The sequence below is a fragment of the Kitasatospora sp. NPDC127111 genome (genome assembly GCF_042677465.1).
Taxonomy (GTDB): domain Bacteria; phylum Actinomycetota; class Actinomycetes; order Streptomycetales; family Streptomycetaceae; genus Kitasatospora.
In genome coordinates this window covers 1-22,998 of sequence record NZ_JBHXTG010000009.1, presented here as the reverse complement: position 1 = coordinate 22,998, position 22,998 = coordinate 1, and the positions used below count along the sequence as shown (strand labels likewise).

General features: G+C 75.7%; 20 protein-coding genes. 17 read left to right on the top strand and 3 right to left on the bottom strand.

All coding sequences use genetic code 11. The features are described 5' to 3' along the window. Positions 1 to 101: 101 nt before the first annotated feature. Entirely contained in the window at positions 102 to 1,196 is a 1,095-nt protein-coding gene (locus ACFVHB_RS08225) for an alpha-hydroxy acid oxidase (RefSeq protein WP_380316989.1), read from the bottom strand. A 175-nt stretch (positions 1,197 to 1,371) separates the two neighbouring features. On the opposite strand from ACFVHB_RS08225, the gene ACFVHB_RS08220 reads away from it, so the two are divergent. The 12 genes from ACFVHB_RS08220 to ACFVHB_RS08165 all read left to right on the top strand — a co-directional run bounded on the left by ACFVHB_RS08220 (position 1,372) and on the right by ACFVHB_RS08165 (position 13,442). Further along, the gene (locus tag ACFVHB_RS08220; RefSeq protein WP_380316986.1) at positions 1,372 to 2,796 is read left to right on the top strand and encodes a class I adenylate-forming enzyme family protein; all 1,425 of its coding nucleotides are present in this window, start codon (positions 1,372 to 1,374) and stop codon (positions 2,794 to 2,796) included. A gap of 308 nt (positions 2,797 to 3,104) precedes the next feature. Continuing rightward, complete coding sequence (locus tag ACFVHB_RS08215) at positions 3,105 to 3,380, top strand: phosphopantetheine-binding protein (protein ID WP_380316983.1); 276 nt, start codon at positions 3,105 to 3,107, stop codon at positions 3,378 to 3,380. After that, positions 3,377 to 3,694: an acyl carrier protein gene (locus ACFVHB_RS08210; protein ID WP_380316980.1), complete on the top strand. Its 318-nt coding sequence runs from the start codon at positions 3,377 to 3,379 to the stop codon at positions 3,692 to 3,694. Before ACFVHB_RS08215 ends, ACFVHB_RS08210 begins: the two co-directional genes overlap by 4 nt. Next, complete coding sequence (locus tag ACFVHB_RS08205) at positions 3,691 to 4,809, top strand: beta-ketoacyl synthase N-terminal-like domain-containing protein (protein ID WP_380316977.1); 1,119 nt, start codon at positions 3,691 to 3,693, stop codon at positions 4,807 to 4,809. Before ACFVHB_RS08210 ends, ACFVHB_RS08205 begins: the two co-directional genes overlap by 4 nt. Beyond that, positions 4,806 to 5,396, top strand: a complete 591-nt coding sequence (locus ACFVHB_RS08200; RefSeq protein ID WP_380316974.1) for a beta-ketoacyl synthase N-terminal-like domain-containing protein — start codon at positions 4,806 to 4,808, stop codon at positions 5,394 to 5,396. The genes ACFVHB_RS08205 and ACFVHB_RS08200 overlap by 4 nt, the downstream gene beginning before the upstream one ends. Before the next feature lie 162 nt (positions 5,397 to 5,558). Continuing rightward, a complete protein-coding gene (locus ACFVHB_RS08195) occupies positions 5,559 to 7,178 on the top strand; it encodes an AMP-binding protein (protein WP_380316971.1) in 1,620 nt (539 codons plus the stop codon). Continuing rightward, positions 7,175 to 8,458, top strand: a complete 1,284-nt coding sequence (locus ACFVHB_RS08190; protein WP_380316968.1) for a beta-ketoacyl-[acyl-carrier-protein] synthase family protein — start codon at positions 7,175 to 7,177, stop codon at positions 8,456 to 8,458. The genes ACFVHB_RS08195 and ACFVHB_RS08190 overlap by 4 nt, the downstream gene beginning before the upstream one ends. Positions 8,459 to 8,584: 126 nt before the next feature. Beyond that, a complete protein-coding gene (locus ACFVHB_RS08185; protein WP_380316965.1) occupies positions 8,585 to 9,667 on the top strand; it encodes a VOC family protein in 1,083 nt (360 codons plus the stop codon). Between the two features lie 41 nt (positions 9,668 to 9,708). Continuing rightward, positions 9,709 to 10,623, top strand: a complete 915-nt coding sequence (locus ACFVHB_RS08180; RefSeq protein ID WP_380316962.1) for a phytanoyl-CoA dioxygenase family protein — start codon at positions 9,709 to 9,711, stop codon at positions 10,621 to 10,623. Next, positions 10,620 to 11,621 (top strand): thiamine pyrophosphate-dependent dehydrogenase E1 component subunit alpha, encoded by a 1,002-nt coding sequence (locus ACFVHB_RS08175; RefSeq protein ID WP_380316959.1) that lies wholly within the window; start codon positions 10,620 to 10,622, stop codon positions 11,619 to 11,621. The genes ACFVHB_RS08180 and ACFVHB_RS08175 overlap by 4 nt, the downstream gene beginning before the upstream one ends. Continuing rightward, positions 11,618 to 12,577, top strand: a complete 960-nt coding sequence (locus ACFVHB_RS08170; RefSeq protein WP_380316956.1) for an alpha-ketoacid dehydrogenase subunit beta — start codon at positions 11,618 to 11,620, stop codon at positions 12,575 to 12,577. The genes ACFVHB_RS08175 and ACFVHB_RS08170 overlap by 4 nt, the downstream gene beginning before the upstream one ends. 73 nt (positions 12,578 to 12,650) lie before the next feature. Beyond that, the gene (locus ACFVHB_RS08165; RefSeq protein WP_380316953.1) at positions 12,651 to 13,442 is read left to right on the top strand and encodes a DUF3050 domain-containing protein; all 792 of its coding nucleotides are present in this window, start codon (positions 12,651 to 12,653) and stop codon (positions 13,440 to 13,442) included. A gap of 74 nt (positions 13,443 to 13,516) precedes the next feature. Here the strand turns inward: ACFVHB_RS08165 and ACFVHB_RS08160 are convergent, their stop codons facing one another. Next, positions 13,517 to 14,866, bottom strand: a complete 1,350-nt coding sequence (locus ACFVHB_RS08160; RefSeq protein WP_380316950.1) for an acyltransferase — start codon at positions 14,864 to 14,866, stop codon at positions 13,517 to 13,519. Between the two features lie 263 nt (positions 14,867 to 15,129). Here ACFVHB_RS08160 and ACFVHB_RS08155 point away from each other — a divergent pair, with 263 nt between their 5' ends. The 4 genes from ACFVHB_RS08155 (at position 15,130) to ACFVHB_RS08140 (ending at position 19,913) form a co-directional block, all read left to right on the top strand. Further along, positions 15,130 to 17,493 carry an FHA domain-containing protein gene (locus ACFVHB_RS08155; protein ID WP_380316947.1) on the top strand — a complete coding sequence of 788 codons (2,364 nt, stop codon included), beginning with the start codon at positions 15,130 to 15,132 and terminating at the stop codon, positions 17,491 to 17,493. A 101-nt stretch (positions 17,494 to 17,594) separates the two neighbouring features. Further along, positions 17,595 to 18,152 carry a hypothetical protein gene (locus tag ACFVHB_RS08150; protein ID WP_380316944.1) on the top strand — a complete coding sequence of 186 codons (558 nt, stop codon included), beginning with the start codon at positions 17,595 to 17,597 and terminating at the stop codon, positions 18,150 to 18,152. 260 nt (positions 18,153 to 18,412) lie between these two features. Continuing rightward, positions 18,413 to 19,411: a serine/threonine-protein kinase gene (locus tag ACFVHB_RS08145; protein ID WP_380316941.1), complete on the top strand. Its 999-nt coding sequence runs from the start codon at positions 18,413 to 18,415 to the stop codon at positions 19,409 to 19,411. Between the two features lie 127 nt (positions 19,412 to 19,538). Next, positions 19,539 to 19,913 carry a DUF1304 domain-containing protein gene (locus ACFVHB_RS08140; RefSeq protein WP_380316938.1) on the top strand — a complete coding sequence of 125 codons (375 nt, stop codon included), beginning with the start codon at positions 19,539 to 19,541 and terminating at the stop codon, positions 19,911 to 19,913. Between the two features lie 21 nt (positions 19,914 to 19,934). Here the strand turns inward: ACFVHB_RS08140 and ACFVHB_RS08135 are convergent, their stop codons facing one another. Next, the gene (locus ACFVHB_RS08135; protein ID WP_380316935.1) at positions 19,935 to 21,299 is read right to left on the bottom strand and encodes a streptophobe family protein; all 1,365 of its coding nucleotides are present in this window, start codon (positions 21,297 to 21,299) and stop codon (positions 19,935 to 19,937) included. A 209-nt stretch (positions 21,300 to 21,508) separates the two neighbouring features. Between ACFVHB_RS08135 and ACFVHB_RS08130 the strand changes: the two genes are divergently transcribed. Next, positions 21,509 to 22,954 (top strand): DUF6777 domain-containing protein, encoded by a 1,446-nt coding sequence (locus ACFVHB_RS08130; RefSeq protein WP_380316932.1) that lies wholly within the window; start codon positions 21,509 to 21,511, stop codon positions 22,952 to 22,954. The last annotated feature ends 44 nt before the right edge of the window (positions 22,955 to 22,998 follow it).

Sequence of the window (22,998 nt, the reverse complement as noted above, 5' to 3'; positions counted from 1 at the left end):
TCGTCGGTCCTGCTGTCCTTCTGTCGGGGGTGGTCGGGCGAGAGCCGTGGCCGGGTGAGAGCCGTGGCCGGCGGAGGCCCGTCGCCGGGTGGGGCGCGCGGTCAGGCGGTGGGCCAGGGTGCCAGGGCGGAGCGGTCCAGGTCGGCGGGCGTGGGGCGGCCCAGCAGCGCCAGGGTGTGCTCGAGTTCCGCGCGGAGCAGGCCGAGCACGCTGGCCACGCCGTCCGCTCCCCCGGTGGCGAGCCCCCAGAGCACGGGGCGGCCGACCAGCACGGCGCGGGCGCCGAGGGCCAGCGCGACGGCGATGTCGGTGCCGGTGCGCACCCCGCCGTCGAGCAGCACCGGCAGCTCGGGCGGGAGGGCGGCGGCGACCTCGGGCAGGGCGGCCAGCGCGGGCAGGGCGCCGTCCAACTGCCGGCCGCCGTGGTTGGAGACCACGACGGCGTCCACCCCGTGCTCGGCCGCGAGCCGGGCGTCCTCGGCGGTGAGGATGCCCTTGAGGACCAGCGGGAGGCGGGTGCGTTCGCGCAGCCAGGCCAGGTCGGACCAGCTCAGGGTGGGGTCGAACTGCTCCCGCGCGTGATCGGCGATGCCGGAGGAGCCGGCGTCGGCCCGGTGGGTGGCGGCCATCAGCTCCGGGTCGAGGTTGACGGCGCGGATGTGCGGCGGGACGGCGAAGCCGTTGCGCAGGTCGCGCAGGCGGCGGCCGATCCGCGGGGCGTCCACGGTCAGCATCAGGGCGGTGAAGCCGGCCGCCTCGGCCCGTTCGACCAGCGCGGCGAGTGCGTCGCGGCGGCGCAGCCAGTAGAGCTGGAGCCAGAGCGGCCCGGTGGCCGCGGCGGCGATGGCTTCGAGGGTGCGGCTGGCGAAGATGCCGGCGACCAGCAGGGCGCCTGCCCGCCCGGCTGCCCGCGCGGTCGCGGTTTCGCCGTCCGGGTCGACCAGCCGGTGGTAGGCCATCGGGGCGATCCCGACCGGGAGTCGGAGCTCGGAGCCGAGCAACTCGACGGCGGTCGAGCAGCCGGAGACGTCGACCAGCGCGCGGGGGCGCAGTGCATAGCGGGCGAACATTTCCCGGTTCCCCGCGAGGGTGCGTTCCGCCTCGCTGCCGCCCTCGATGAAGTCCCATATTTCCGGTGGAAGTTGGGCGCGTGCGGCGCGCTCGATCCCGGCCGGCGTGAGTGGTCCCACGGGCATCCTCGTTCCCGGACGGCCGCGCTCGGACCAGTCCCGGTTCGGCAGCGTAGGAGGTCTGAACCACATTGGTATAGACCTTGATTTGACGAATCGTCTGTGCAAAGGTCTGGCAACGGAATTGACCGTATTGGTTGAGAACAGCGTCCATGTCAAATCTCCTCTGCGTGGAGTGGCGTTGACCGGTATTTCCCTCTCCGCACTTTCGCCCGTTTCCCCGCCGCACGCCGACGCCCCCGACGACTGGGTGGACCGCCTGCTGCTGGCCGGCCCCGGGGACGAGGAGTGCCTGCGGTTCGGCACGCCCGTCGAGCGCGACGCGCTGCGCGCCCTGGTCGCCGAGCAGGTCGAGCGGCTCGCCGCGGCCGGCCTGGCTCCCGGGGGTACGGCCGCGTTGCGGTTGCCGCCCTCGCTGGGCTTCATCGCCGCTCTCCTGGCCTGCTGGCAACTGCGCGCCCACGTCGCGCTGTTGGACCACCGACTGACCGAACACGAGATCGGCCTGGCGGTCGGGCGGCTCGCGCCGCAGGTGCTGGTAGGGTCCGAGCACCGGACCTCGGCGGCGCTGCGCGGCTTCTCCGAGGTCGAGCCGGTGGCCGTCCGACGGCCGGACGGGCGGCCGGCCGCGACCGGCCACGCGCTGGTCCAGCTCAGCTCCGGATCCACCGGTCCGGCCAAGGTCATCGCCCGCACCGCCGGCGACCTCGTCCGCGAACTCGCCTGCTACCGAAGGCTGGCGGAGTTCCCGGGAGAGGGCGAGCGGGTGGTGCTGCTCTCCTCGGTGGTGCACGTGCTCGGGCTGGTCGGCGGACTGCTGAACAGCCTGCACGCCCGCGCACCGCTGACCGTGCCGGAGCGGATGACGGCCGCGGGCATCCTCGCCGCCGTCGACGCGGAACGGGAACGACCGGTCACCGTCATCGGCGTCCCCTTCCACGCCGAACTGCTGGCCGGCGTCGTCTCACCTCCGCCGCTGCCCCGGCTGCGGCGGATGGTGGTGGCCGGCGAACTGCTCCGCCCGGGCCTGCCGGCCGCGTTCACCGCCGCGTACGGCGTCCCGCTGGGCAGCATGTACGGGATGACCGAACTCGGCGTCATCGCCACCGACCCGAGCGGCCGGCTGCACCCGGCCAAGCAGCCGGTGGACGGGATGGAACTCCGGGTGGTGGACGGCGAGTTGCAGCTACGGACGGCCGCCTCGCCGTACCCCGGGCTGGACGACCCGACCCGCTGGTCGGACGGCTGGCTGCACACCCGCGACGCCGCCGTCCTGGATCCGGACACCGGGCTGGTCACCGTGCTCGGCCGGCGGGACTCGCAGGTCTCGATCGGCGGATTGAAGGTGGACCTCACCGAGGTCGAGCAGACCCTGGCCGCGCTGCCCGGGATCCGCGAGGCCGTGGTGGTCTTCGACGAGGGCGCCATCGAGGCGTACCTGGCCGCCGAGGACGGCACCGAGCGCGCGCTCGTCCAGGACCTGCTGGCCCGGCAGTTGGCCGCCTACAAGCGGCCCCGCCGGCTGGCCTTCCTGCCGCAACTTCCGCGCACCGCCACCGGAAAGCTGCTGCGCGACCCGGCCGCCCTCCGCGCGGCCGCCCGCTGAACCGATCGTCACCACACCTTCCCACGTCTTCAGGACAGTTGCGTTCCCCTACCCAGCACTTCACCTCCGCACCACGGCACTTCCCCTTCGCACCACGGCTCTTCCGCTCCGCACCACGGCACTTCCCTGCCGCACCCCGCACCACCCGGGCCGACTTCCCGATCGGGCCGGAGTGACCACCCGCCGCACCCCGTCCCGGGCCACCGGTTCGGCCGGACCCGGAATTCCCGCCGTGTCCGGACGGCGCTTCCCCGACCACCCGACCACCCGCGCGCCGCACGCCTGCGCGCAGGCACAAGGAGCACACCATGCAGGACCGCATCCGCGCGTTCGTCCTCGCCGCGCTGACCGAGATGCAGTACGACGTCTCCGAGGTGACCGGCGACACCGACCTCGGCCCGGCGGGGCTCGACCTGGAGTCGCTCGCCCTCGCCGACCTCTCCGTGCAGGTCGAGGACGAGTTCGGGATCACGTTCGACCTCGACGAGATGGAGAGCACCGCGCTGATGACGCTGGACCAGTTCACCGCGGACGTCGCCGCACGCGTCGCCGCCACCGCGGCCACCTCGGGCAGCCCGGCGTGACCGGTCTCGCCCTCCCCGGCCGGGCCGAGGTGCTGGAGATGCTGGCGGCGTTCGGGCAGCGCGCCGCCGACTCCGTCCCCGAGGAGCTCGGATCACTCGAACTCACCTGGCTGGTTACCGAGTTCGAGCAACGCTACGGCGTCGAGCTGGAGCTGGACGACGAGCGCTTCGAGGCGGTCCGGACCGTGGACGACGCCGCCGAGGTGCTCCGCGCGGCCGTCCTGACCGCCTCCGCGAGCACCTCGCCCCCCGTACCGGCGGCACTCGCAGCAGCAGAACGCGCACCGGCGGCACCCGGGGCCGCGCCGTCATGACCGGCCACGCCCCGCCCGCCGTCCGGCCCGTGATCACCGGCGTCGGCGTACTCAGCGCGGCCGGCACCGGGTTCGACGCGCTCGCCGAGGCGGCCGCCCACGGCAAGGCCGCCTTCGCCCCGGTGACCCGCTTCGACGTCTCCGCTCGCCGGACCACCCGGGCCGCCCTGCTGCCCGAGCCGGTGCCGCTCGCCGACGCGGTGCTCGCCGCCGTGGACCAGGCCTGCCACCGGGCCGGCCTCCCGGCCGACGGGAACCAGGGCCTTCCCCTGCTGCTCGCCCTGCACAGCGACCTTCGCACCCGCGCGGTGGCCGACGCCGTCGCCGCCGGTGCGACCGCCGCCTGGGGCGCCGCCGGCGTCACCCGGGTCTACACCGGCGCCTGCGTCGCGGCCGGGACCGCGGTGGCCGACGCCGCCGCGCTGGTCGCCGCGGGCCGGTACCCCCGGGTCCTGGTCGCGGCCGGGCACCTGGTCGAGCCGGGCGTGTTCGCGGCCTTCGACGCCGGGCGGGCGCTGGCCCGCGACGGCGAGCTGCGCCCGTTCAGCGCCGGCCGCACCGGCACCCTCCTCGGCGACGCCGCCGCCGCCGTCCTCGTGGAGGCCGAACCCGCGGCCGGGCGGCGCGGCGCACCCGTGCTCGCCCGGCTGGCCGGCTGGGGCCGGGCCGGTGACGCCCACCACGTGTGCCGCCCCGAACCCGACGGCGCGGGCGCCGTGCGGGCGATCGAGGCCGCGCTCGCCCGGGCCGGCCTCGACCCGGCCGAGATCGGCTACGTCAACGCCAACGGGACCGGCTCGCCACTGGCCGACCGGGCCGAGGCGAGTGCGCTGCGCCGGGTGTTCGGCGGCCACGTCGAGCGGCTGCCGGTGAGCTCCAGCAAGGCCGTCCACGGCCACGCCCTGGAGGCCTCCGCGCTGCTCGAACTCGCCGTCACCGTCGCCGCGTTGCGCGACGGCCGGTTACCGGTGAACGCCGGCTGGCTCGGTCCGGACCCGGACGTCGGCCTGGACCTCGTCCTGGACGGCCCGCGCGCCGCCCGGCCGCGTTACGCGCTCACCCTCAACTCCGCCTTCGGCGGTGCCAACACCGCCCTCCTGGTGGCCGCCCGATGACCGGACTGCGCATCCTCGCCGAGGCCCGCTGGCCCGACGCCGGCCGGGCCGGGCAGGACCGGCTGCCCCCCGTCCCCGGGTTCGCCGCCTCCACCTTCAACCCGCTGGTGGCCGAGGTCGCCGAACGCTGTCTGCGCGCCCACCACGGCACCGCTCCGGCCCCCGGCCGCACCGCCCTGCTGCTCGCCAGCGCCGGCGGCGACCGCGCCACCGCCCGGGCCATCGACGAGGCGGCGGCCTCGGGCCGGCGGGTGCCGCCGCTGCTGTTCTTCCAGTCCAACCCGAACGCCGTCCTCGGGCACATCGCCGCCCGCTGGGGCCTCACCGGCCCGGTGGTGGCGATCAGTCCCGCCGAGGCCCGGCCGGGCTCGGTGCCGCAGGACGCCCTCGACCACGCCGCCCTGCTGCTCGCGGACGGCGACGCCGACCACGTCCTGGTCATCGCCGCCGAAGCCGCGGATGCCGCCGACGCCTCCGATGGCGCCGGTGCCGCCGGTGCCGCCGAACAGGCCGACACCTCGGGAGCGGCCGACGCCACCGGTGCGGGCACCGACCGGGCCGTCGCCGTCCTGGTCACCAGCGCCTGATCCGCCCGACCCCGTCTCATCCCCGCACCACCGTCACCCGAGCACCAGCATCACCCGAGCACCACCGTCACCCGAGCACCACCGTCACCGCACCCGCGCGAGCGGCCCCACACGCCGCGTCCCGCCGCAGCACGCCCTGCACCAAGGGAGGGATCCACCACCATGAGCATCCGCAGTATCCGCGCCCTTCTCGCGGACGACCCGGACGTCGGCGCCGGCAACGTCCTGACCAGCCGGCTGGCCCTCGGCCTCGGCCTGGACGAACCGCTGCTGACCTTCGACACCCCGGTGGACGACCACGCCGCCTGGCAGCCCTTCACCCTGCGCGAGCTGGACCGCGCCGTCCGGGCCCGGGCCGCGGCGCTGCACGCGCTCGGCGTCACCCGCCGCGACCCGGTGGTGGTGTACGCGAGCGACGCCGCCGACCACGTGCTGGCCTTCCTCGCGCTCGCCCGGCTCGGCGCCCTCCCCGCGCTGCTCAACCCCAACCTCGACGGCGAGCGGGCCGCGCGCTACATCGCCAAGCTGGGCCCGGTCGGCATCCTCGCCGACCCCGCGCACCTGGCGGCGCTGGCCGGCCACGACACCGGCGCACCCGCCTTCCCGGAGATCGCCACCCTGGGCGCGGGTGACCCGGACGCCGCGCCCGCGCCCTACCGGCACTGGTCCGGCGACCCGGTGGCGATCACCCACTCCTCCGGCACCACCGGGATGCCCAAGGCCGTGGTCCACTCGCACGCGAGCCTGTACGCGGCGATCCGCCACCGGCTCCGGTTGCCCCGCCCGCAGGGGCAGGAGCGGATGCTCAGCGCCCTGCCGGCGCCGCACGCGGCCACCCTGATCGCGGTCAACCTGGCACTCAGCTCGCACACCGAACTCGCCGTACTCTCCGGGCAGTCCGGCGCGGGCGTGCTGGACGCCATCGAGAGCTGGCGGCCCAGCGGCGTGGTCGGCTTCGCCGCGACCTGGGCCGACCTCGCCCACCACGACCTGGCCGCCCGGGACCTCGCGTCGGTCGCGCTCTGGTGGAACACCGGCGACTGCGCGCACGAGGTGCACATCCGCCGGCTGATCGCGGCCGGCAGCCGCGAGGCGGTGACCCGCGAGGGCCGGGTCCGGCTGCCCGGCTCGCTGTTCGTGGACGGCCTGGGCTCCACCGAGATGGGCCACTCGCACTTCTTCATCACGCACGGCCCCGGCACCGAGCGGTACGGCCGCTGCGTCGGCCGCCCGCACGCCTTCGTCGACTGCGAGGTGGTCGGCCCGGACGGCGAGCCGCTCGGGCCCGGCGAGGTCGGCGAACTCGCCACCTCCTCCCCCACCCTGGCGCTCGGCTACTGGAACGACTCGGCCACCACCTTCCGGACCAGGATCCGCGGCCGCTTCCTCACCGGCGACCTGATGTACCGGGACGAGGAGGGCTACTGGTACCACGTGGACCGGCTGGTCGACTCGGTCGAACTCGGCGACGGCGAGCGGCTGTTCACCGCGATGTCGGAGGAGCGCGTGCTGGCCGCCTGCCCGGGGGTGGCGGACTGCACGGTGGTCGCGGTCCGCGACGGCGCCCGGGTGGTGACGGACGTGCTGCTGATCCTGGCGGCCGGCGCCGACCCGGCGGCCGACCGCACCGAGGAGGTCACCGCCGCGCTCGACGCGGCCACCGCGGCCACCGTCCGCCGGGTGCTGGTGGTCGCCGGCGAGGACATCCCGCTCGGCCCGACCGGCAAGGTCCGCAAGGTGCTGCTGCGGCAGCGCCACCTCGACCCGGCGACCGCCCGATGACGGCCCCCGCCGCCCGCCCGGCCGTCGCCACCCGCCCGGCCGCCGTCGTCACCGGCATCGGCCTGGTCACGCCGGTCGGCCGCAAGCCCGCCGAGGTCTTCGACGCGCTCACCGCCGGCCGCTCGGGCATCCGCGCACTGCCCGAGGGCCACGCCGCGCACGGCTGGCTCACCGCCGCCGGGCTCGCGCCCGCCGTGGACGGGCGCGAGGTGCTGCCGCCGACCGAGACCCGCTGCGTGGACCGGTTCGTGCTGCTCGCGCTGGCCGCCGCCGACGACGCCCTCGCCGACGCCGGCCTGGTGGTCGGCCGGGACGCCGACCCGCACCGCACCGCCGTCGTGCTCGCCACCGGCGGCGGCGGTCTGGAGACCTTCGAACAGCAGTCGCACCGGCGGCTGGAACGCGGCCGGCCCGGCGTCAGCCCGTACCTGCTGCCCGGCATGCTCTCCAACATGGCCACCGCCCGGATCGCCATCAAGCACGGCATCCGGGGCTTCAGTTCGGCGATCGTGACGGCCTGCGCGGCCGGCGCCCAGGCGGTCGCCGAGGGGCTGCGGCTGATCCGGGCGGGCGACGCCGACGTGGTGGTGTGCGGCGGCAGCGAGTCCTCGCTGCACCCGACGATCGCCGCCGCCTTCACCAACGCCCGTGCGCTGTCGTCCGGTTGGGAAGATCCGGAGCAGGCCAGCCGACCCTTCGACGCCCGCCGCAACGGCTTCGTGCTGGGCGAGGGCAGCGCCGTCCTGGTGCTGGAACGCGCCGAGCACGCGGACGCCCGCGGCGCGGCCGGCTACGCCGACCTCACCGGCTGGGGCGCGTCCACCGACGCCCACCACCCGACCATGCCGCGCCCGGACGGCGCGGGCGCCGCCGACGCGATGCGCGCCGCGCTCGCCAACGCCGGCCTGGCGCCCGCCGACATCGGCTACGTCAACGCGCACGGCACCGGCACCAGACTGGGCGACGTCGCCGAGACCGCCGCCCTGCGTACCGTCTTCGGCGAGCACGGGCCGGCGGTCAGCTCGACCAAGGGCGCCACCGGCCATCTGCTGGGCGCCGCAGGGGCGTTGGAGGCGGCCGTCACCGCGCTGGCGGTGGCCCGGGGGACGCTGCCGCCGACCGTGAACCTCACCGACCCCGACCCGGCCTGCGCCCTCGACCACGTCCGCGGCCCCGCCCGGTCCACGCCGCCGGGGGCCGCCCTGAGCAACGCCTTCGCCTTCGGCGGCCACAACGTCAGCCTGGTCTTCGGCCCGGCGTCCACCCGGGCCGCCCGGTAGGCGCCCACGCGGCACGCGCACCGCCGACCCGCGTCCGGATCAGGCGTGTCCGGCCGCCCGCGGCCCCACCACGCGCCCCGCCACGCGCCCAGCCACTCGTCCTTCACCACCACCGGGGAGATCCCGTTGTCCATCCAGTCCATCACCCATGTCGAGTTCCACTGCGCGGACGCCGACCGGGCCGCGGCCGGCCTCTGCGCCGACTTCGGCTTCACCGCCCAACCCGACGCGGCCCCACCCGAGGCAGCCCACGCCGACCCCGCCCGGCCCGGCACGCCGCAGCCCGACGCCCCGCACCCCGACGCCTCCCGGCCGAGCGCCCCGCAGCCCGCCGCCCCGCGCGTCGTCCGGCTGCGCCAGGGCAGCATCCGGCTGCACCTCCTCTCGGCCGCCGACCCCGCCCACCCGGTGGCCCGCTACGTGGCCCGGCACGGCGACGGCGTCGCCGTCATCGCCCTCGGCTGCACCGACCCGCAGGCCTCGCTGGAGCGCGCCGAGCGGCACGGCGCCCGCGTGCTGGACCGCGCCGGCGGCCTGGTGGCCGGCTTCGGCGACCTGGCCCTGCGGTTCGTGCCGCAGCCGCCCGAGCCGCCCGCCGCACCGCCCGCCGGCACCCTGCTGGACGCCCTCGACCACGCCGCGATCTGCGTCCCGGCCGGCGAGCTGGCCCCCGCCGTGAAGTTCTGCGAGGCCGCGCTCGGCCTGCACCGCGTCTTCGGCGAGTACATCGAGGTCGGCGAGCAGGCGATGGACTCCAGCGTGGTGCAGAGCGCCTCCGGCGAGGTCACCTTCACCCTGATCGAGCCCGACACCACCCGCCGCCCCGGCCAGATCGACACCTTCCTGGCCGACCACGACGGCGCCGGCGTCCAGCACCTGGCCTTCCGCACCGACGACATCGCCACCGCCGTGCGCACCATCCGCGAGCGCGGCGTCGAGTTCCTCAGCACCCCGGGCGCCTACTACGACGCGCTGGCCGAACGGCTCGGCGGCACCGCCATCCCCGTCGCGACGCTGCGCGAACTCGACGTGCTGGTCGACCAGGACCACGGCGGGCAGCTGTTCCAGATCTTCGCCCGCTCCACCCACCCCCGCCGGACGTACTTCCTGGAGCTGATCGAGCGCCAGGGCGCGGGCACCTTCGGCACCGCCAACATCAAGGCCCTGTACGAGGCCGTCGAGCGGCAGAACGCCACCGCCTCCGTCTGAGCGCCCGTCCCCACCCCCCCGACCGAAGGAGGCACCACCCCATGGCCACCGCCGCCGAGTTCCGGCTCACCGAGGCCGAACGCGCCCTGCTGCCCACCCCCGAGGAGGTGGCCGGCTACCTCGAACACGGCTGGTACCTCTCCCGCCGGCTGTTCGGCGACGAGGAGCTGGACACCCTGCAGGCCGCCACCGAGAAGTACTACGAGGGCCACCGCGACCGCCGGCTGCCGGTCCGCCCGCCGCACCTGGCCTCCTGGGAGCCCGCCCACGGCCGGGTCCAGCGGCACAACGACTACGTGCACTACGAGAGCGACGCGATAGGCGCGATCCTGCGCAAGCCGCTGCTCGGCGCCGTCGCCGCGCTGCTCGCCGAAGCCGAGGAGATCCGGGTCTTCCAGGCCACCCTGATCTACAAGCCGCCGGTGCCCGAGGAGCCGAGCAACCACGTGCCGTGGCACTTCGACAAGCACTACTGGCAGACCTCGACCTCCGACCGGATGCTGACCGCGTTCCTGCCGTTCCACGACTGCGGCGAGGAGAACGGCACCATCACCATGGTCGACGGCAGCCACCGCTGGCGCGAACTGGACTCCGGCGAGGACTCCACCCGGCACTTCGCCGAGCGCGACCGCGCCGAACTGGACGCGATCCTCGCCGAGAACGCCCGCTTCAACGGGCAGCAGGTCCGCAAGGTGCCGATGCTGATCCCGCGCGGGCACGTCAGCTTCCACCACTGCCGCACCTACCACGGCAGCGGCCCCAACCTGGCCGCCACACCGCGCCGCGCGGTATCGCTGCACCTCCAGGACGGCGCCAACGAGTACCGCCCGGCCACCCGGCCGGACGGCGCCCCGGTGGTCTACAACCACGACGTGGTGGTCCGCCGCACCCCCGACGGCCGGCCCGACTACGCCGACCCGGACTTCTGCCCGACGGTCTGGCGGGGCACCCGGTGACGACGCCGCCCCCGACCCCGGTCGCCCCCCTCCGTACCCCCGGGCAGCGGTACCGGATGCTGCGGCTGATCCGGGGGTTCGAGGAGCTGGCGCTCGGGCTGGTGAAGTCCGGCGTGATCACCGGCGGCATCCACCCGTACATCGGCCAGGAGGCCGTCGCGGTCGGCGTGTGCGCCGCGCTCGGTCCCGACGACCGGCTCACCTCCACCCACCGCGGGCACGGCCACGTGCTGGCCCGCGGCGCCGGGCCGCGCCGGCTGCTGGCCGAACTGGCGGGCCGGGTCGACGGGTTGAACCGGGGCCGGGGCGGCTCGATGCACGCCGCCGACCTGTCGCTGGGCATCCTGGGCGCCAACGGCATCGTCGGCGCCGGCGCGCCGATCGCGGTCGGCGCCGCCTGGGCCGCCCGGCAGGCCGGCGACGGCCGGGTGGTGGTCTCCTTCTTCGGCGACGGCGCGCTCAACCAGGGCGTGCTGCTGGAGTCGCTCAACCTGGCGGCGATGTGGCGGGCCCCGGTGGTCTTCGTCTGCGAGAACAACGGCTACGCCACCACGCTGCCCGCCGGCACGGCGGTGGCCGGCGGCGCGCTCGGCCGGGCGGCCGCCTTCGGCATCCCCGCCGCGGCAGTGGACGGCATGGACACCGAGGCCGTCCGGACGGCGGCCGAGGAGGCCGTGGCCCGGGCGCGGGCCGGCGACGGCCCCGCCTTCCTGGAGTGCCGCACCTACCGCTTCGAGGGCCACCACACCATGGAACGCCGGATGAAGCTCGGCTACCGCACCGCCGAGGAGGTGGCGGCCTGGCGCGAACGCGACCCGCTGCCGCGCGCCGCCGCCGCGATCGGCGGAGCCGCGAGCGCCGCGCTGGACGCCGAGGTGGCCGCCGAACTGGCGGAGGCCGAACGGTTCGCGCTCGCCTCCGCCCACCCGGACCCGGCCGGGGCGTCCCGGTACCTGTACGCCGACGGGCGGCAGCCGCGGGCGGGGGCGGTCGCATGAGGCTCTCCTACACCAAGGCGCTCAACCGGGCCCTGGCCGACGAACTCGCGGCGGACGAGGCGGTCTGCGTCTTCGGCGAGGACATCGGCGCCGGCCTGGCCGGCCCCACGCTCGGGCTGCTGGACCGCTTCGGGCCCGGGCGGATCGTCGACACCCCGCTCTCCGAGCAGGCCTTCACCGCGGCGGCGGTCGGCGCGGCGCTGGCCGGACGCCGCCCGGTGCTGGAGTTCCAGATCCCCTCGCTGCTCTTCCTGGTCTTCGAGCAACTCGTCAACCAGGCCCACAAGTTCTCGCTGATGACCGGAGGCCAGGCGGGCGTCCCGCTGACCTGCCTCGTCCCGGGCTCCGGCTCCCGGGACGGCTGGGCGGGCCAGCACTCGGACCACCCGTACAGCCTGTTCGCGCACGCCGGGGTGAAGACCGTGGTGCCGGCCACCCCGACCGACGCCTACGGACTGCTCCGCTCGGCCGTCCGCGACCCGGACCCGGTCGTGGTGTTCGCGCCGGCCGCCGCGCTGCCGGTCCGCGAGACCGTCACCTGGGAGCTGGTGCCCGTCCCACTCGGCTCGGCCCGCGTGCACCGGCCCGGAACCGACGTCACCCTGGTCGCCGTCGGCCACCTGGTGCACGACGCGCTGGCGGTCGCCGAGGAGCTCGCCGACGAGGTCTCGGTCGAGGTCTTCGACCCGCGCACCCTGTACCCCTTCGACTGGGCGGCGCTGGCCGCCTCGCTGGAGCGCACCGGCCGGCTGGTGGTCGTCGACGACTCCAACCGCAGCTGCGGCATCGGCGCCGAGGTGCTGGCGACCGCCGCCGAGGAGCTGCGGCTGGTCGCCCCGCCCCGCCGGGTCACCCGCCCGGACGGCGCGGTGCTCCCCTTCGCCCCCGCCCTCGACCGCGCCCTCCAGCCCGGCCGGGAGCAGCTGCGGCACGCCCTGCGCGCCGTCATGAAGTAGCCCGCGGCACCCGCCGACCCGGGAGGAACCCCCTCCTCCCGGGGCATCCCCTTCCCCCGTGAGGAGCCCCCGCATGTCCACCAACCGCTACCACTGGGACCGTTCGCACCCCGGCCTGACCGGCCTCCAGCAGGCGATCGACCCGCTGCGCCGCGAGGTCGTCGGCCACACCGTCTACGGCGGCCTGAACAGCATCGAGCGGGTCCGCGCCTTCCTGGACCGGCACGTGTTCGCCGTCTGGGACTTCATGTCGCTGCTGAAGAGCCTGCAGCGCGAGCTGACCGGCGTCGACGTGCCGTGGGTCCCGAACGGGCCGACCGCCAGCCGCCGGCTGATCAACGAGATCGTGCTGGTCGAGGAGAGCGACGAGCTCGGCGAGGGCTACACCAGCCACTTCGAGCTGTACGTCGAGGGCATGCGTCAGGCCGGCGCCGACCCGGGGCCGGTCGAGGCGTTCCTCGACCTGCTGCGGACGGGCACCGCGGTGCCGGAGGCGCTGAAGGCCGCGGGAGTGCCGCAGGCGGCCGTCGACTTCACCTCGACCACCTGGGAGATCATCGAGAACGCGCCGGTGCACTGCCGCGCCGCCGCCTTCGCCTTCGGCCGCGAGGACCTGATCCCCGACATGTTCGCCCAGGTCATCAGGATCGAGGACCCGGACGGCCGGCTGACCGTCTTCAAGGACTACCTGGCCCGGCACATCGAGGTGGACGGCGAGCAGCACACGCCCATGGCGATGCAGATGCTGATCGACCTGAACGGCGAGGACGACGCCAAGTGGGCCGCCTGCGCGGAGACCGTCCGCCTCGCCCTGCGGGCCCGGGTGCGGCTCTGGACGGCGATCGAGGAGGCCTTCCCGGCCTGATCGCGGCGCGCCTCGGCCCGCCGAGGGGGCGGCCGCCCGTCCGGCCTCTCGGCGGATCTAGGGCCTCGGCGTACCTAGAGCACCTTCGGCACCGTGGCGGCCACGGCCGGGAGGACGTCCGCCGGGTCGCGGTAGCGGTGCAGTGCCGCCCGGCCCGCGGTGCCGCGCAGCCGGGCGGCCAGCCGGGCCGGGAGCACGACGGTGGTGAGCTGCCCGGTGCCGTGGAAGCCCTCGACGGTCCAGCAGACCCATGGCAGCGGGTAGTTGGCGGTCGGGCTGAAGAACACCGGCCGGTGCCCCTGGAAGGAGACCCGGTACGCGCCGAACCGGCTCCAGTTGGAGAAGCTGAACCGCCGCCGCTCCGGGTCGAAGCCGAGCGGCACGCACTCGCGCAGCCGGGACCGCCCGAGCGACTCCAGGAAGGCGAGGTTGGCGCGGAGGTTGAGGTGTCGGGTGGTGAAGTCCTCCACGGCGGTCCGGAGGGCCGCGGCGAGCGCGGCCGGCCCGTCCTGCGGCCGCTGCGGCAGGTGGATCTCGCTGAGCAGGTTGCCGACCAGACCCGGCGGCAGGCCGAGCGGGCGGCGCACGTTGACCGGGACGGTGACCCGGCGCTCCTCCCGGTCGTCGTCCAACGCGCGGATCACCGTGGCGACATGGGCGAGGAGCGCGTCGCCGGTGGAGAGCCGACGGCCGGCCGCGGTGGCGAACTCGCGGCGCATCCGGTCGAGTTCGGCATCGCCGAAGTAGACCTGGACGGTCCGGTTGGCGCGCGGTCCGGCCGCGACCTCGCGGGCCAGGACGGCCGCCTCGGCCGGCGCGGGCAGCCGGAAGCCCGGCCGTCCGCTGTCACCGGCCGGCAACACCTCCTCCAGCAGGGCGTCCTGATCCTCGATCAGCTCGACCTGCGGCAGTTCCTCGCCCTCCACCGCGGCGGACCAGGCGTGCAGCAGCAGCATGAAGCTCTGCAGGTCGCCGACCGCGTGGTGCCAGGAGCAGCCGAGCACGGTGCCGCCGGCCGAGGGCCGGGTGAGCCGCACGGTCAGCAGCGGCAGGCCGCCGGTCCGCGCGGCGGGCGCGTCCACCGGGTCGACGAGCTGGGCGCCGGCCGCGGTGACCCGGCCCATCGCCCCGGCCAGGGTGCCGTCCACCTCGTAACGGGTGAGCGGCACGCCGGAGTCGTCGCAGACCACCTCCAGCACCCCGTCGACGGTGCGCAGCCGGCCGGCGAACACCGGGACCCGCTCCAGCGCCCGGGCGAGCCCGGCGGCGAGCCGGTCCTCGTCCAGAGCCTGCTCGAAGAAGAGCACCACCGAGACCGCGAGGTCGGCCAGCATGGTGTCCATCAGTCCGCAGCGCAGGACGGTCCCGGGGGCCCGGCCGGCCCGGACGAGCCGGGAGTCGCGCAACTGCGGCCAGACGCTCATGGGTCCATCCCGGGGCTCGCGTGGGGTCGTGCGCCGGGCCCCGGACGCCCGGGCGGCACCCCGAACGATAGGGCAGCGGCCCGCCGCCGATCCAGTGGTCCAGTCCAATTTTCGTTCCCGGCGGGCCCGCGCCGCACGGTGTCCCCACCCCGGCGGCCCACCCGCGCGGCCCCGCGGCCCCACCCGCGCCGTCCCGCCGCCCCGCCGCCGCCCGGCCGCCACTCACCCTGCCCGGCCGACCCGCCCGGGCTAGAATCCGAACCATGGGAGAGCGCGCAGGCGCGCCCGCCGCGCCGCCTCTGGTTCTCGTCACCGACACGGACTCGCAGCTGATGGACCCGCGTCGGTCGTACCACGTCGGCCGCGACCCGACGAGCGAGATCGTCCTCGACGACCCCCGGGTGTCCTGGCACCACGCCGTGCTGCGCGCCAGCGAGGGCCACTGGCTGCTGGAGGACGTCGGCTCCACCAACGGCACCTTCACCGAGGGCCGCCGGATCCGGCAGGAGGACGTCGGCCCCGGGACCAGGCTGCGGTTCGGCAACCCGGCCGACGGGCCGTCCGCGACCTTCGCCGGCCTGCCCACCCCGGCCGCCGCCGAGCGGCCCTCCCTGATCGCCCCGCAGGCCTCCGGCGTCTTCCGGCAGCCCAGCGCCGTCATCCGGCTGCCCGGCCGGACGGTCCGGATCGGCCGGGCCGGCGACAACGACCTCGTCCTGGACGACCTGGTGGTCTCCCGCCACCACGCCGAACTGCGCACCCTGCCCGACGGCGGCCACGAGATCGTCGACCTGGGCAGCCACAACGGCACCTACCTCAACGGCCGCCCGGTGGACCGCGCCCCGGTCGGGCCGGCCGACATCGTCGGCATCGGCCACTCGGCGCTCTGCCTGTCCGGCGACGAACTGGTCGAGTACACCGACACCGGCGAGATCTCGCTCAACGTCCAGGGCCTGGTGGTCAGGGTCGGCCCCGACCACCGGGTGCTGCTGGACGACGTCGGCTTCCCGCTCGCCGAGAAGGCCCTGCTCGCGGTGGCCGGTCCGAGCGGCGCCGGCAAGTCCACCCTGCTGAACGCCCTCACCGGGCTGCGCCCCGCCGACGACGGCACCGTCCTCTACGACGGCCGCGACCTCTACCGCGACTACGCCGAACTGCGCCGCCGGATCGGCCTGGTGCCGCAGGACGACATCCTGCACACCCAGCTCACCGTCCGCCGCGCCCTCGCCTACGCGGCCGAATTACGCTTCCCCGGCGACACCACCAAGGAGGAGCGGGAGGCGCGGGTCGACGAGGTGATCCACGAACTCGGCCTGGACAGCCGGGCCGACCTGGTGATCTCCAGCCTCTCCGGCGGCCAGCGCAAGCGCGTCAGCGTCGCCCTCGAACTGCTCACCAAGCCGTCCCTGCTCTTCCTGGACGAACCGACCTCCGGTCTGGACCCGGGCATGGAACGCTCGGTGATGCGGATGCTGCGCGGCCTCGCCGACGACGGCCGCACGGTGGTCGTGGTCACCCACAGCGTGCTCAGCCTGGGCGTCTGCGACCGGCTGCTGGTGCTGGCCCCCGGCGGCCGCACCGCCTACTACGGCCCGCCCGACGAGGCGCTGTCGTTCTTCGGCTTCACCGAGTGGCCGGAGGCCTTCGAGGCGTTCGAGAGCGAGGACCACGCCGCCTGGCAGAGCCGGTTCCGCGCCTCACCGCAGTACCAGCGGTACGTGGCCGCCGGCGCGCTGCCGGCCGTCCCCGGGTACGCCGCCCCGCCCGGCGTCAGCCCGATCGGCCCGGAGAAGCCACAGGGCTGGTTCTCCCAGCTGGGCACCCTGGTCCGCCGCTACACCGCCGTGCTGGCCGCCGACCGGCTCTTCCTCACCGTGATGATCGCCCTGCCGTTCATCATCGGCGTGATGTGCCGGGCGATGGCCGGGGCCCGGATCTCCCCCGACAACGCCATCAACGTCGTGCTCACGCTCTGCATCGGCGGCCTGCTCACCGGCTCCGCCAACGCCGTCCGCGAGATCGTCAAGGAACGACCGATCTACCAGCGGGAACGCGTGGTCGGCCTGTCCAGATCGGCGTACCTGGTCTCCAAGGTGGTGGTGCTCGGCACGATCACGGTGGGTCAGGCCGCCGTGCTCACCGTCGTCGGTCTGGCCGGGGTGGACCTCGGTCCGCTCCTGCCGACAGGGGTGCGGGTGCACAGCGGGGTGGTGCTGCCGCCGCTGGCGGAGCTGATCCTGGCCGTCGCCCTGCTCTCCTTCTCCGCGATGATGCTCGGCCTGCTGGTCTCCGCGCTGGTCCGCAAGGAGGAGGCCACCATGCCGATGCTGGTGCTCCTCTCGGTGGTGCAGATCGTGTTCAGCGGAGCCATGCTGAAGCTGCACGGGGTGCCCGGCCTGGAGCAGTTCGCCTGGCTGGTGCCGTCCCGGTGGGGCCTGGCCGCGATGGCCCAGACCATCGACCTGCACACCGTCTTCCCGACCGCCATCACGGCCGACCCGCTGTTCCGGCCCGTCCGTGCCCACTGGCTGCGCTGCATGGCCCTGCTGGTGGGCATCTCGGCCGTGCTGGGCGTCGTCGTGCTGGCGCTGCTGCGCCGGCAGGAGCCCGCGATCATGCGGAAGTAGCGCGGGTGACGGAGGACCGTGACACGGGAACCGCGACGGAGGCGCGGTGACGGAGTCGGCAGCGCAGGAATCGGAAGCAGCCGGGAGACAGGCAGCCGCCCATGGAAGAGTTCGCGTTCCGCCCGACCCACGTCGCCGCGCCGAGCGGGATGGCCACCTGGGCGGCGCCGGACCCGTCCCTGCCCTCGACCCCGCTGGACCCGCTGCTGCCGGTCCGGCTGGTCGACCGGCGGGGCGACTGGGCGCAGGTGCTCTGCTCCAACGGCTGGTCCACCTGGGTCGACGGCCGGCTGCTGGTCGCCCTCCCCGGGACGCCGCCGGCCGCCACCGGCCCGCCGGCCCGGACCGCCGACCCGCGCCCGGCGCTGGCCGAGGCGGACGGCGCCCTCACCAAGTACCGCGCGCTGCTGGAGGACCTCGCGGCCGGCACCATCGACCTGGAGACCTTCCGGGACCGGGCCCACGGGCTGCGGCTCGGGCTCGTCGTCGAGGGCGAGGAGCTCTGGCTGTACGACGCGGTGCACGACCGCTGGTGCTACTGCGACGGCCTCCAGCTCCAGACCTACGCGGCGTCCGGGCGGCCGCGGCCCACGCCGGGCGGCGGCTCCCCGGGCGTGCCGCCGGGCACGTTCGAGCCGACCTGGGCAGGTGAACCGTGAACTCCCCGGAACAACCGACGGAACGCACCCCGGAACGGCCCCCGGACCAGACGACGGAACGGCCCCCGGAACGACCCCCGGACCAGACGACGGAACGGCCCCCGCAACGGCCCCCCGAACGGCCCCCGGCGCAGACGACGGAGCGACCCCCCGAACGGCCCCCGGACCAGACGACGGAACGCCCCCCGGAACGACCTCCGGAACGGCGCCCGGTACGGCCCCCGGAGCGGTCGGAGGCCGCCCCCAGCCTGCCGTCCGGCATGGTCGGCAGCCAGGTCGCGGGCTACCGGCTGGAGTCCGAGATCGGCCGGGGCGGCATGGCGGTCGTCTACCGGGCGAAGGACCTGCGGCTGGGCCGCACCGTCGCGATGAAGCTGCTGGCGCCCGAGCTGGCCCGCAACGAGGTGTTCCGGCAGCGCTTCATGCATGAGTCGGAGGCCGCCGCCGCGATCGACCACCCGCACATCATCCCGGTGTTCCAGGCGGGCGAGGCCGACGGCATCCTGTTCATCGCTATGCGCTACGTCGAGGGCGGCGACCTGCGCGGCCTGTTGAACCGGGACGGCCCGCTGCCGGTCGAGCGGGCGGCCCGGCTGGCGCTGCAGATCGCCTCCGCGCTGGACGCCGCCCACGCCCACGACCTGGTCCACCGCGACGTCAAGCCCGGCAACGTGCTGGTCGCCGCCGGAACGGACAGTGAGCACCCCGAGCACCTCTACCTGGCCGACTTCGGCCTGACCAAGAAGTCGCTCTCGCTCAGCGGCCTGACCAGCGTCGGCCAGATCGTCGGCACCCTGGACTACGCGGCGCCCGAGCAGATCTCCGGCCACCCGGTGGACGGCCGCTGCGACCAGTACAGCCTGGGCTGCGTGGTGTTCGAGATGCTGGCCGCGACACCGCCGTTCCGCCGCGAGAGCGACCTCGCGCTGCTCTGGGCCCACCTCAACGACCCGCCGTCGTCGCTGCGCGACCACCGGCCCGACCTCTCCCCCGCCGTGGACGCCGCCATCTCCCGGGCGCTCGCCAAGGAGCCGGCGCGCCGGTACGCCGACTGCCTGCAGTTCGTGACCGAGCTGCGGGCCGCGATCGCCGGCGGCGCGACCGCGGGGGCCCCGGCCGATCCCTGGCAGTCGGGCGGGCCGCCGACCCAGGTGGTCCCGGTCGGCGGGCCCGCCGCGCCCGCCTCGCCCAGCGCGCCGCCGGTCGTCCCGGAGCCCCCGCGCTGGGCGGCCCCGGTCGTGCACCCACCGCCGCGCTGAGCGGGGCGGCGGCCGCCCCGCCGGCGGCTGCCCACCGTCTCCCTCCCGCCCCTCCCTGCCGTCCCGCCCGACGCCCTCGCGAAGGCACGCCCGCGCGAGGGCACGCCCTCCCGAACGCGGAGCCCCCATGAACGCCGTCAGCCAGCTCTTCGCCCTGATCGCCGCCGCGATCCACGTGATCGCGTGGCCGCTGGAGAGCTTCCTGTACGGGCACCCCCGGGTCCGCTACCTGCTCACCGGCAGCACGGCGGACGCGCCCGAGGTCCGGCTCTGGCGGTTCAACGTGGGCTTCTACAACCTGTTCCTGGCGCTCGGCCTGGGCGCCGGCGTGACCGCCCTGCACACCGGGCACCAGGCGACCGGACGGGCGCTGATCGTGTACGTCAGCGCCTTCATGATCGCCGGCGGGATCACCCTGTTCGTCTCCGAACCGAAGCTGTGGCGCGGCGCCCTCGGCCAGGCGGTGCCACCGGCGGTGGTCCTGCTCGCCGACCTCCTGTGAGCCCGCCGGCCCGCCGCCCGGTCACCGCCGGCCCGGCGGGGCCGTGGCCTCGGTGACCTCACCGCGCCGGCCCAGTCCCGCCGCCAGCAGCCCGCCCAGCCAGCCCGCCACCAGGCCCCACCCCGCCGCCAGCGGGACGGCGATCCAGAGCACCGGGTCCAGCGTGAGCGTGCCGCCGCCGAGGTCGGCCAGCGGGTTGGTGCCGGTGTTGCCGAGGACGGCCCCGAGCAGATCACCGAGGCCGCCCTCCCCGACGCCGACGCCGAGCACCGACAGGCCGTAGTCGGCGGAGACCCGCGACCAGACGCCCACCAGCAGCATGGCGACGGCCGACGCCGCTCCCAGCCGGACGGCGTGCCGCCACAGCCCCGTCCCGCGCGGCGAGCGGTACGCCGTCAGGACCCCGGCCGCGAGCATCAGCACGGCGGCCAGCGGCAGCAGCCACCAGGCCCGGGCGTCCCGCTCGGCGAGCGTGCTCAGGCTGATGGTGGCCTCCTGCCCGTCCGTCCCGCGCAGCACCTCGGCCAGCGGCCTGGGCACCGGCAGGCCGACCGCGCCGACCAGGTGTCCGTGCCACTGGGCGCCGAGCCCGACGCCGAAGGCGAGCCAGACCAGGTTGGGCAGCGCCAGCAGCAGGACGGCCGCGGTCTGCCGGGCGTTGCCGTGCACGGCGGCGGTGACCAGCCCGGCGACCAGTCCGATCACCACGTAGGCGAGCAGCACCAGCAGCATCGCGAACGCCGCCGGCCGGACGGCCTGCTGGAACGGCACCAGGTGGCGCGGCAGCGGTGCCCGGCGGGAGACCGCGAAGGTGGCCGCCAGGACCACCAGCAGCCAGAGCAGGCCCAGGCCGATGGTGCTCGCCGCCTCGGCGTGGAAGCCGACCTCGGGGGTCAGGCCCAGGGCACCGCCGAGCTGCTGGACGAGGTCGTTGCCCAGGGTGACGGTGAAGGTGTGCCGGGCGCCGACGGTGAGCAGCACCAGCGCCACCACCCAGACGGCCGCCGTCCGGGCGATCCGCCCCAGCAGTTCGCCGCCGTGGGCGACGGCCCGGAAGCGCAGCTGGCGCAGGAACACCTCGGCCATCACCAGCGCGCCGACCAGGCCGACGGTCAGCGGCATGGCGGTGATCCCGGCGTCCACGTGGGCGAAGAACCCCGCGCCGCCGTCCAGCTGGACCGAGCCGCCGACGGCCAGGGCCAGGGTGGCGGCCAGGACGGACGGGAACCCGCCGCCCGGGAGCGCGTCGGCGCCGGCCGCCCAGAGGCCGAGCGCGGCGACCACCGCCATCGCGGCGAGCCCGGCCAGGACGACCGCGAGCGCGTCCAGCCAGCCGCGCAGGACACCGGGCGGTCCGGCCGCCGTGGTGGGGGGCTCCGGGTGCATGCGGGCTCCTGGGGACTCGGTGGACTCGGCCGCCCCCCACGCGTCTGACTCCAGGTCGACCTTAGGACGGGCCGCCGCGCGCTGCATGCGGTGGGCGACCGCCGCTCCACCTGCTGTTGCGGCCTCCGGCCCGCGGGGGCAGAAATGGAATCCGGTGGGGGAGCCTGCTGGGCCGGCCGTGCGCCGGCCGCCTGCGAAACGGAGCCTCGATGAGTTCCCAACCGCCCCCCGGCCCCTCGGGCCCGTACGGCCCGCCTTCCGGTCCCCCGTCCGGCCCGCCCTCCGGTCCGCCGTCCGGCCCGCTCGCCGGACCGCCCTCGGGCGGGCACCCCGGCCCGCCGTCCTATCCCCCGGGTGGCCCCTCGGGCCCGGGCGGTTCCTCCGGCGCGGGCGGGCCCTCCGGCAGCGGGCCGTCCGGCGGTGGGCCGGGCGGGCGCCCGACGCCGTGGTGGCGTTCGGGCAAGAAGCTGGCGCTGGCCGGGGGAACGCTGGCGCTGGCGGTGCTGGCCACGGTGCTGATCGTGAACAGCAACAGCGGCAGCAAGTCCAGCGACGCCATCCCCACCGCCAACGAGGTGGTCGCCCAGTCGTCGAGCGACACCGGGCCGGCCCCGTACACCCAGTCGGTGGAAACGGCCGCCGTGACGGCACCGGCGCCGACTTCGGCCGCCGCCCAGCCGACGGCCGGCGCCACGGCGACCGGCCTGCACAGCGTGCAGGGCACGTCGGCCGGGCTCTACGCCGGGGCGATGTCCAAGCCGGCCTGTGACACGGAGCGGCTGATCGCGATGACCTCGACCGGGGACACCGGCCGGGCCTGGGCCTCCGCCCAGGGGATCGAGCAGTCCGCCGTACCGGGCTACCTGCGCTCGCTGACCTCGGCCTACCTGCGGGTGGACACCCGGGTGACCAACCACGGCTACAAGGGCGGCGCCTCGGTCGCCTACCAGTCGGTGCTCCAGGCGGGCACGGCCGTCCTGGTGGACGCCCAGGGCGTGCCCCGGGTGCGCTGCGGTTGCGGCAACCCGCTGAAGCCGCCGGTCCTGGTCGCCGACGCCAAGTACACCGGCAAGACCTGGACGGGATTCCAGCCGTCCGCGCTGATCATCGTGGTGGCCGCGCCGCAGCCGGTGAAGGAGTTCGTCCTGGTGGACGTCTCCACCGGCGGCTGGTTCGCCCGGGTGACCGGGCAGATCAAGGTGGAGGACCGGACGGTCCCGCCGCCGAAGGAGCTCGCGCCGGGCATTCCGCCGGCCGAGCCGATGAAGCCGGCCTCGCCGTCGGCCTCCGGCGCCACCTCGGCGAGCACCTCGGCCACCACGTCCGGCGCCAGCTCCGGTTCGACCTCGGGCTCGACCGGCCCGTCGACCGGCTCGGCCTCGGCCAGCACCTCCTCCGCCTCGCCGTCCGGGCCGTCCTCCTCGGCGAGCACCGCCTCCTCCTCCGCCTCGTCGTCCTCGGCGACCGCGTCCTCGGCCAGCGTGAAACCGTCCACCGCGACGGCGACCGCGACCACGGCGACGGCCACGACGACGACCACGGCCACCGGGACGAGTACGGCGACCGGCACCACGACGGCGACGGCGGCCTGCGCCACCGTCCTGCCGTCGACGCTCCCGCCGTGCACGACCGCGTCGACCGGCGGGTCCAGCTGACCTCGCCCCCGGCCGCCGCGGCGGGCACCCCGGTCGGTCCGGGG

Excerpts from the sequence above, each read along its gene's own strand:
- ACFVHB_RS08225 (WP_380316989.1), bottom strand. The coding sequence starts at position 1,196 with ATGCCCGTGGGACCACTCACGCCGGCCGGGATCGAGCGCGCCGCACGC.
- ACFVHB_RS08215 (WP_380316983.1), top strand. The coding sequence starts at position 3,105 with ATGCAGGACCGCATCCGCGCGTTCGTCCTCGCCGCGCTGACCGAGATG.
- ACFVHB_RS08205 (WP_380316977.1), top strand. The coding sequence starts at position 3,691 with ATGACCGGCCACGCCCCGCCCGCCGTCCGGCCCGTGATCACCGGCGTC.
- ACFVHB_RS08200 (WP_380316974.1), top strand. The coding sequence starts at position 4,806 with ATGACCGGACTGCGCATCCTCGCCGAGGCCCGCTGGCCCGACGCCGGC.
- ACFVHB_RS08195 (WP_380316971.1), top strand. The coding sequence starts at position 5,559 with ATGAGCATCCGCAGTATCCGCGCCCTTCTCGCGGACGACCCGGACGTC.
- ACFVHB_RS08190 (WP_380316968.1), top strand. The coding sequence starts at position 7,175 with ATGACGGCCCCCGCCGCCCGCCCGGCCGTCGCCACCCGCCCGGCCGCC.
- ACFVHB_RS08180 (WP_380316962.1), top strand. The coding sequence starts at position 9,709 with ATGGCCACCGCCGCCGAGTTCCGGCTCACCGAGGCCGAACGCGCCCTG.
- ACFVHB_RS08170 (WP_380316956.1), top strand. The coding sequence starts at position 11,618 with ATGAGGCTCTCCTACACCAAGGCGCTCAACCGGGCCCTGGCCGACGAA.
- ACFVHB_RS08165 (WP_380316953.1), top strand. The coding sequence starts at position 12,651 with ATGTCCACCAACCGCTACCACTGGGACCGTTCGCACCCCGGCCTGACC.
- ACFVHB_RS08160 (WP_380316950.1), bottom strand. The coding sequence starts at position 14,866 with ATGAGCGTCTGGCCGCAGTTGCGCGACTCCCGGCTCGTCCGGGCCGGC.
- ACFVHB_RS08155 (WP_380316947.1), top strand. The coding sequence starts at position 15,130 with ATGGGAGAGCGCGCAGGCGCGCCCGCCGCGCCGCCTCTGGTTCTCGTC.
- ACFVHB_RS08150 (WP_380316944.1), top strand. The coding sequence starts at position 17,595 with ATGGAAGAGTTCGCGTTCCGCCCGACCCACGTCGCCGCGCCGAGCGGG.
- ACFVHB_RS08145 (WP_380316941.1), top strand. The coding sequence starts at position 18,413 with ATGGTCGGCAGCCAGGTCGCGGGCTACCGGCTGGAGTCCGAGATCGGC.
- ACFVHB_RS08140 (WP_380316938.1), top strand. The coding sequence starts at position 19,539 with ATGAACGCCGTCAGCCAGCTCTTCGCCCTGATCGCCGCCGCGATCCAC.
- ACFVHB_RS08135 (WP_380316935.1), bottom strand. The coding sequence starts at position 21,299 with ATGCACCCGGAGCCCCCCACCACGGCGGCCGGACCGCCCGGTGTCCTG.
- ACFVHB_RS08130 (WP_380316932.1), top strand. The coding sequence starts at position 21,509 with ATGAGTTCCCAACCGCCCCCCGGCCCCTCGGGCCCGTACGGCCCGCCT.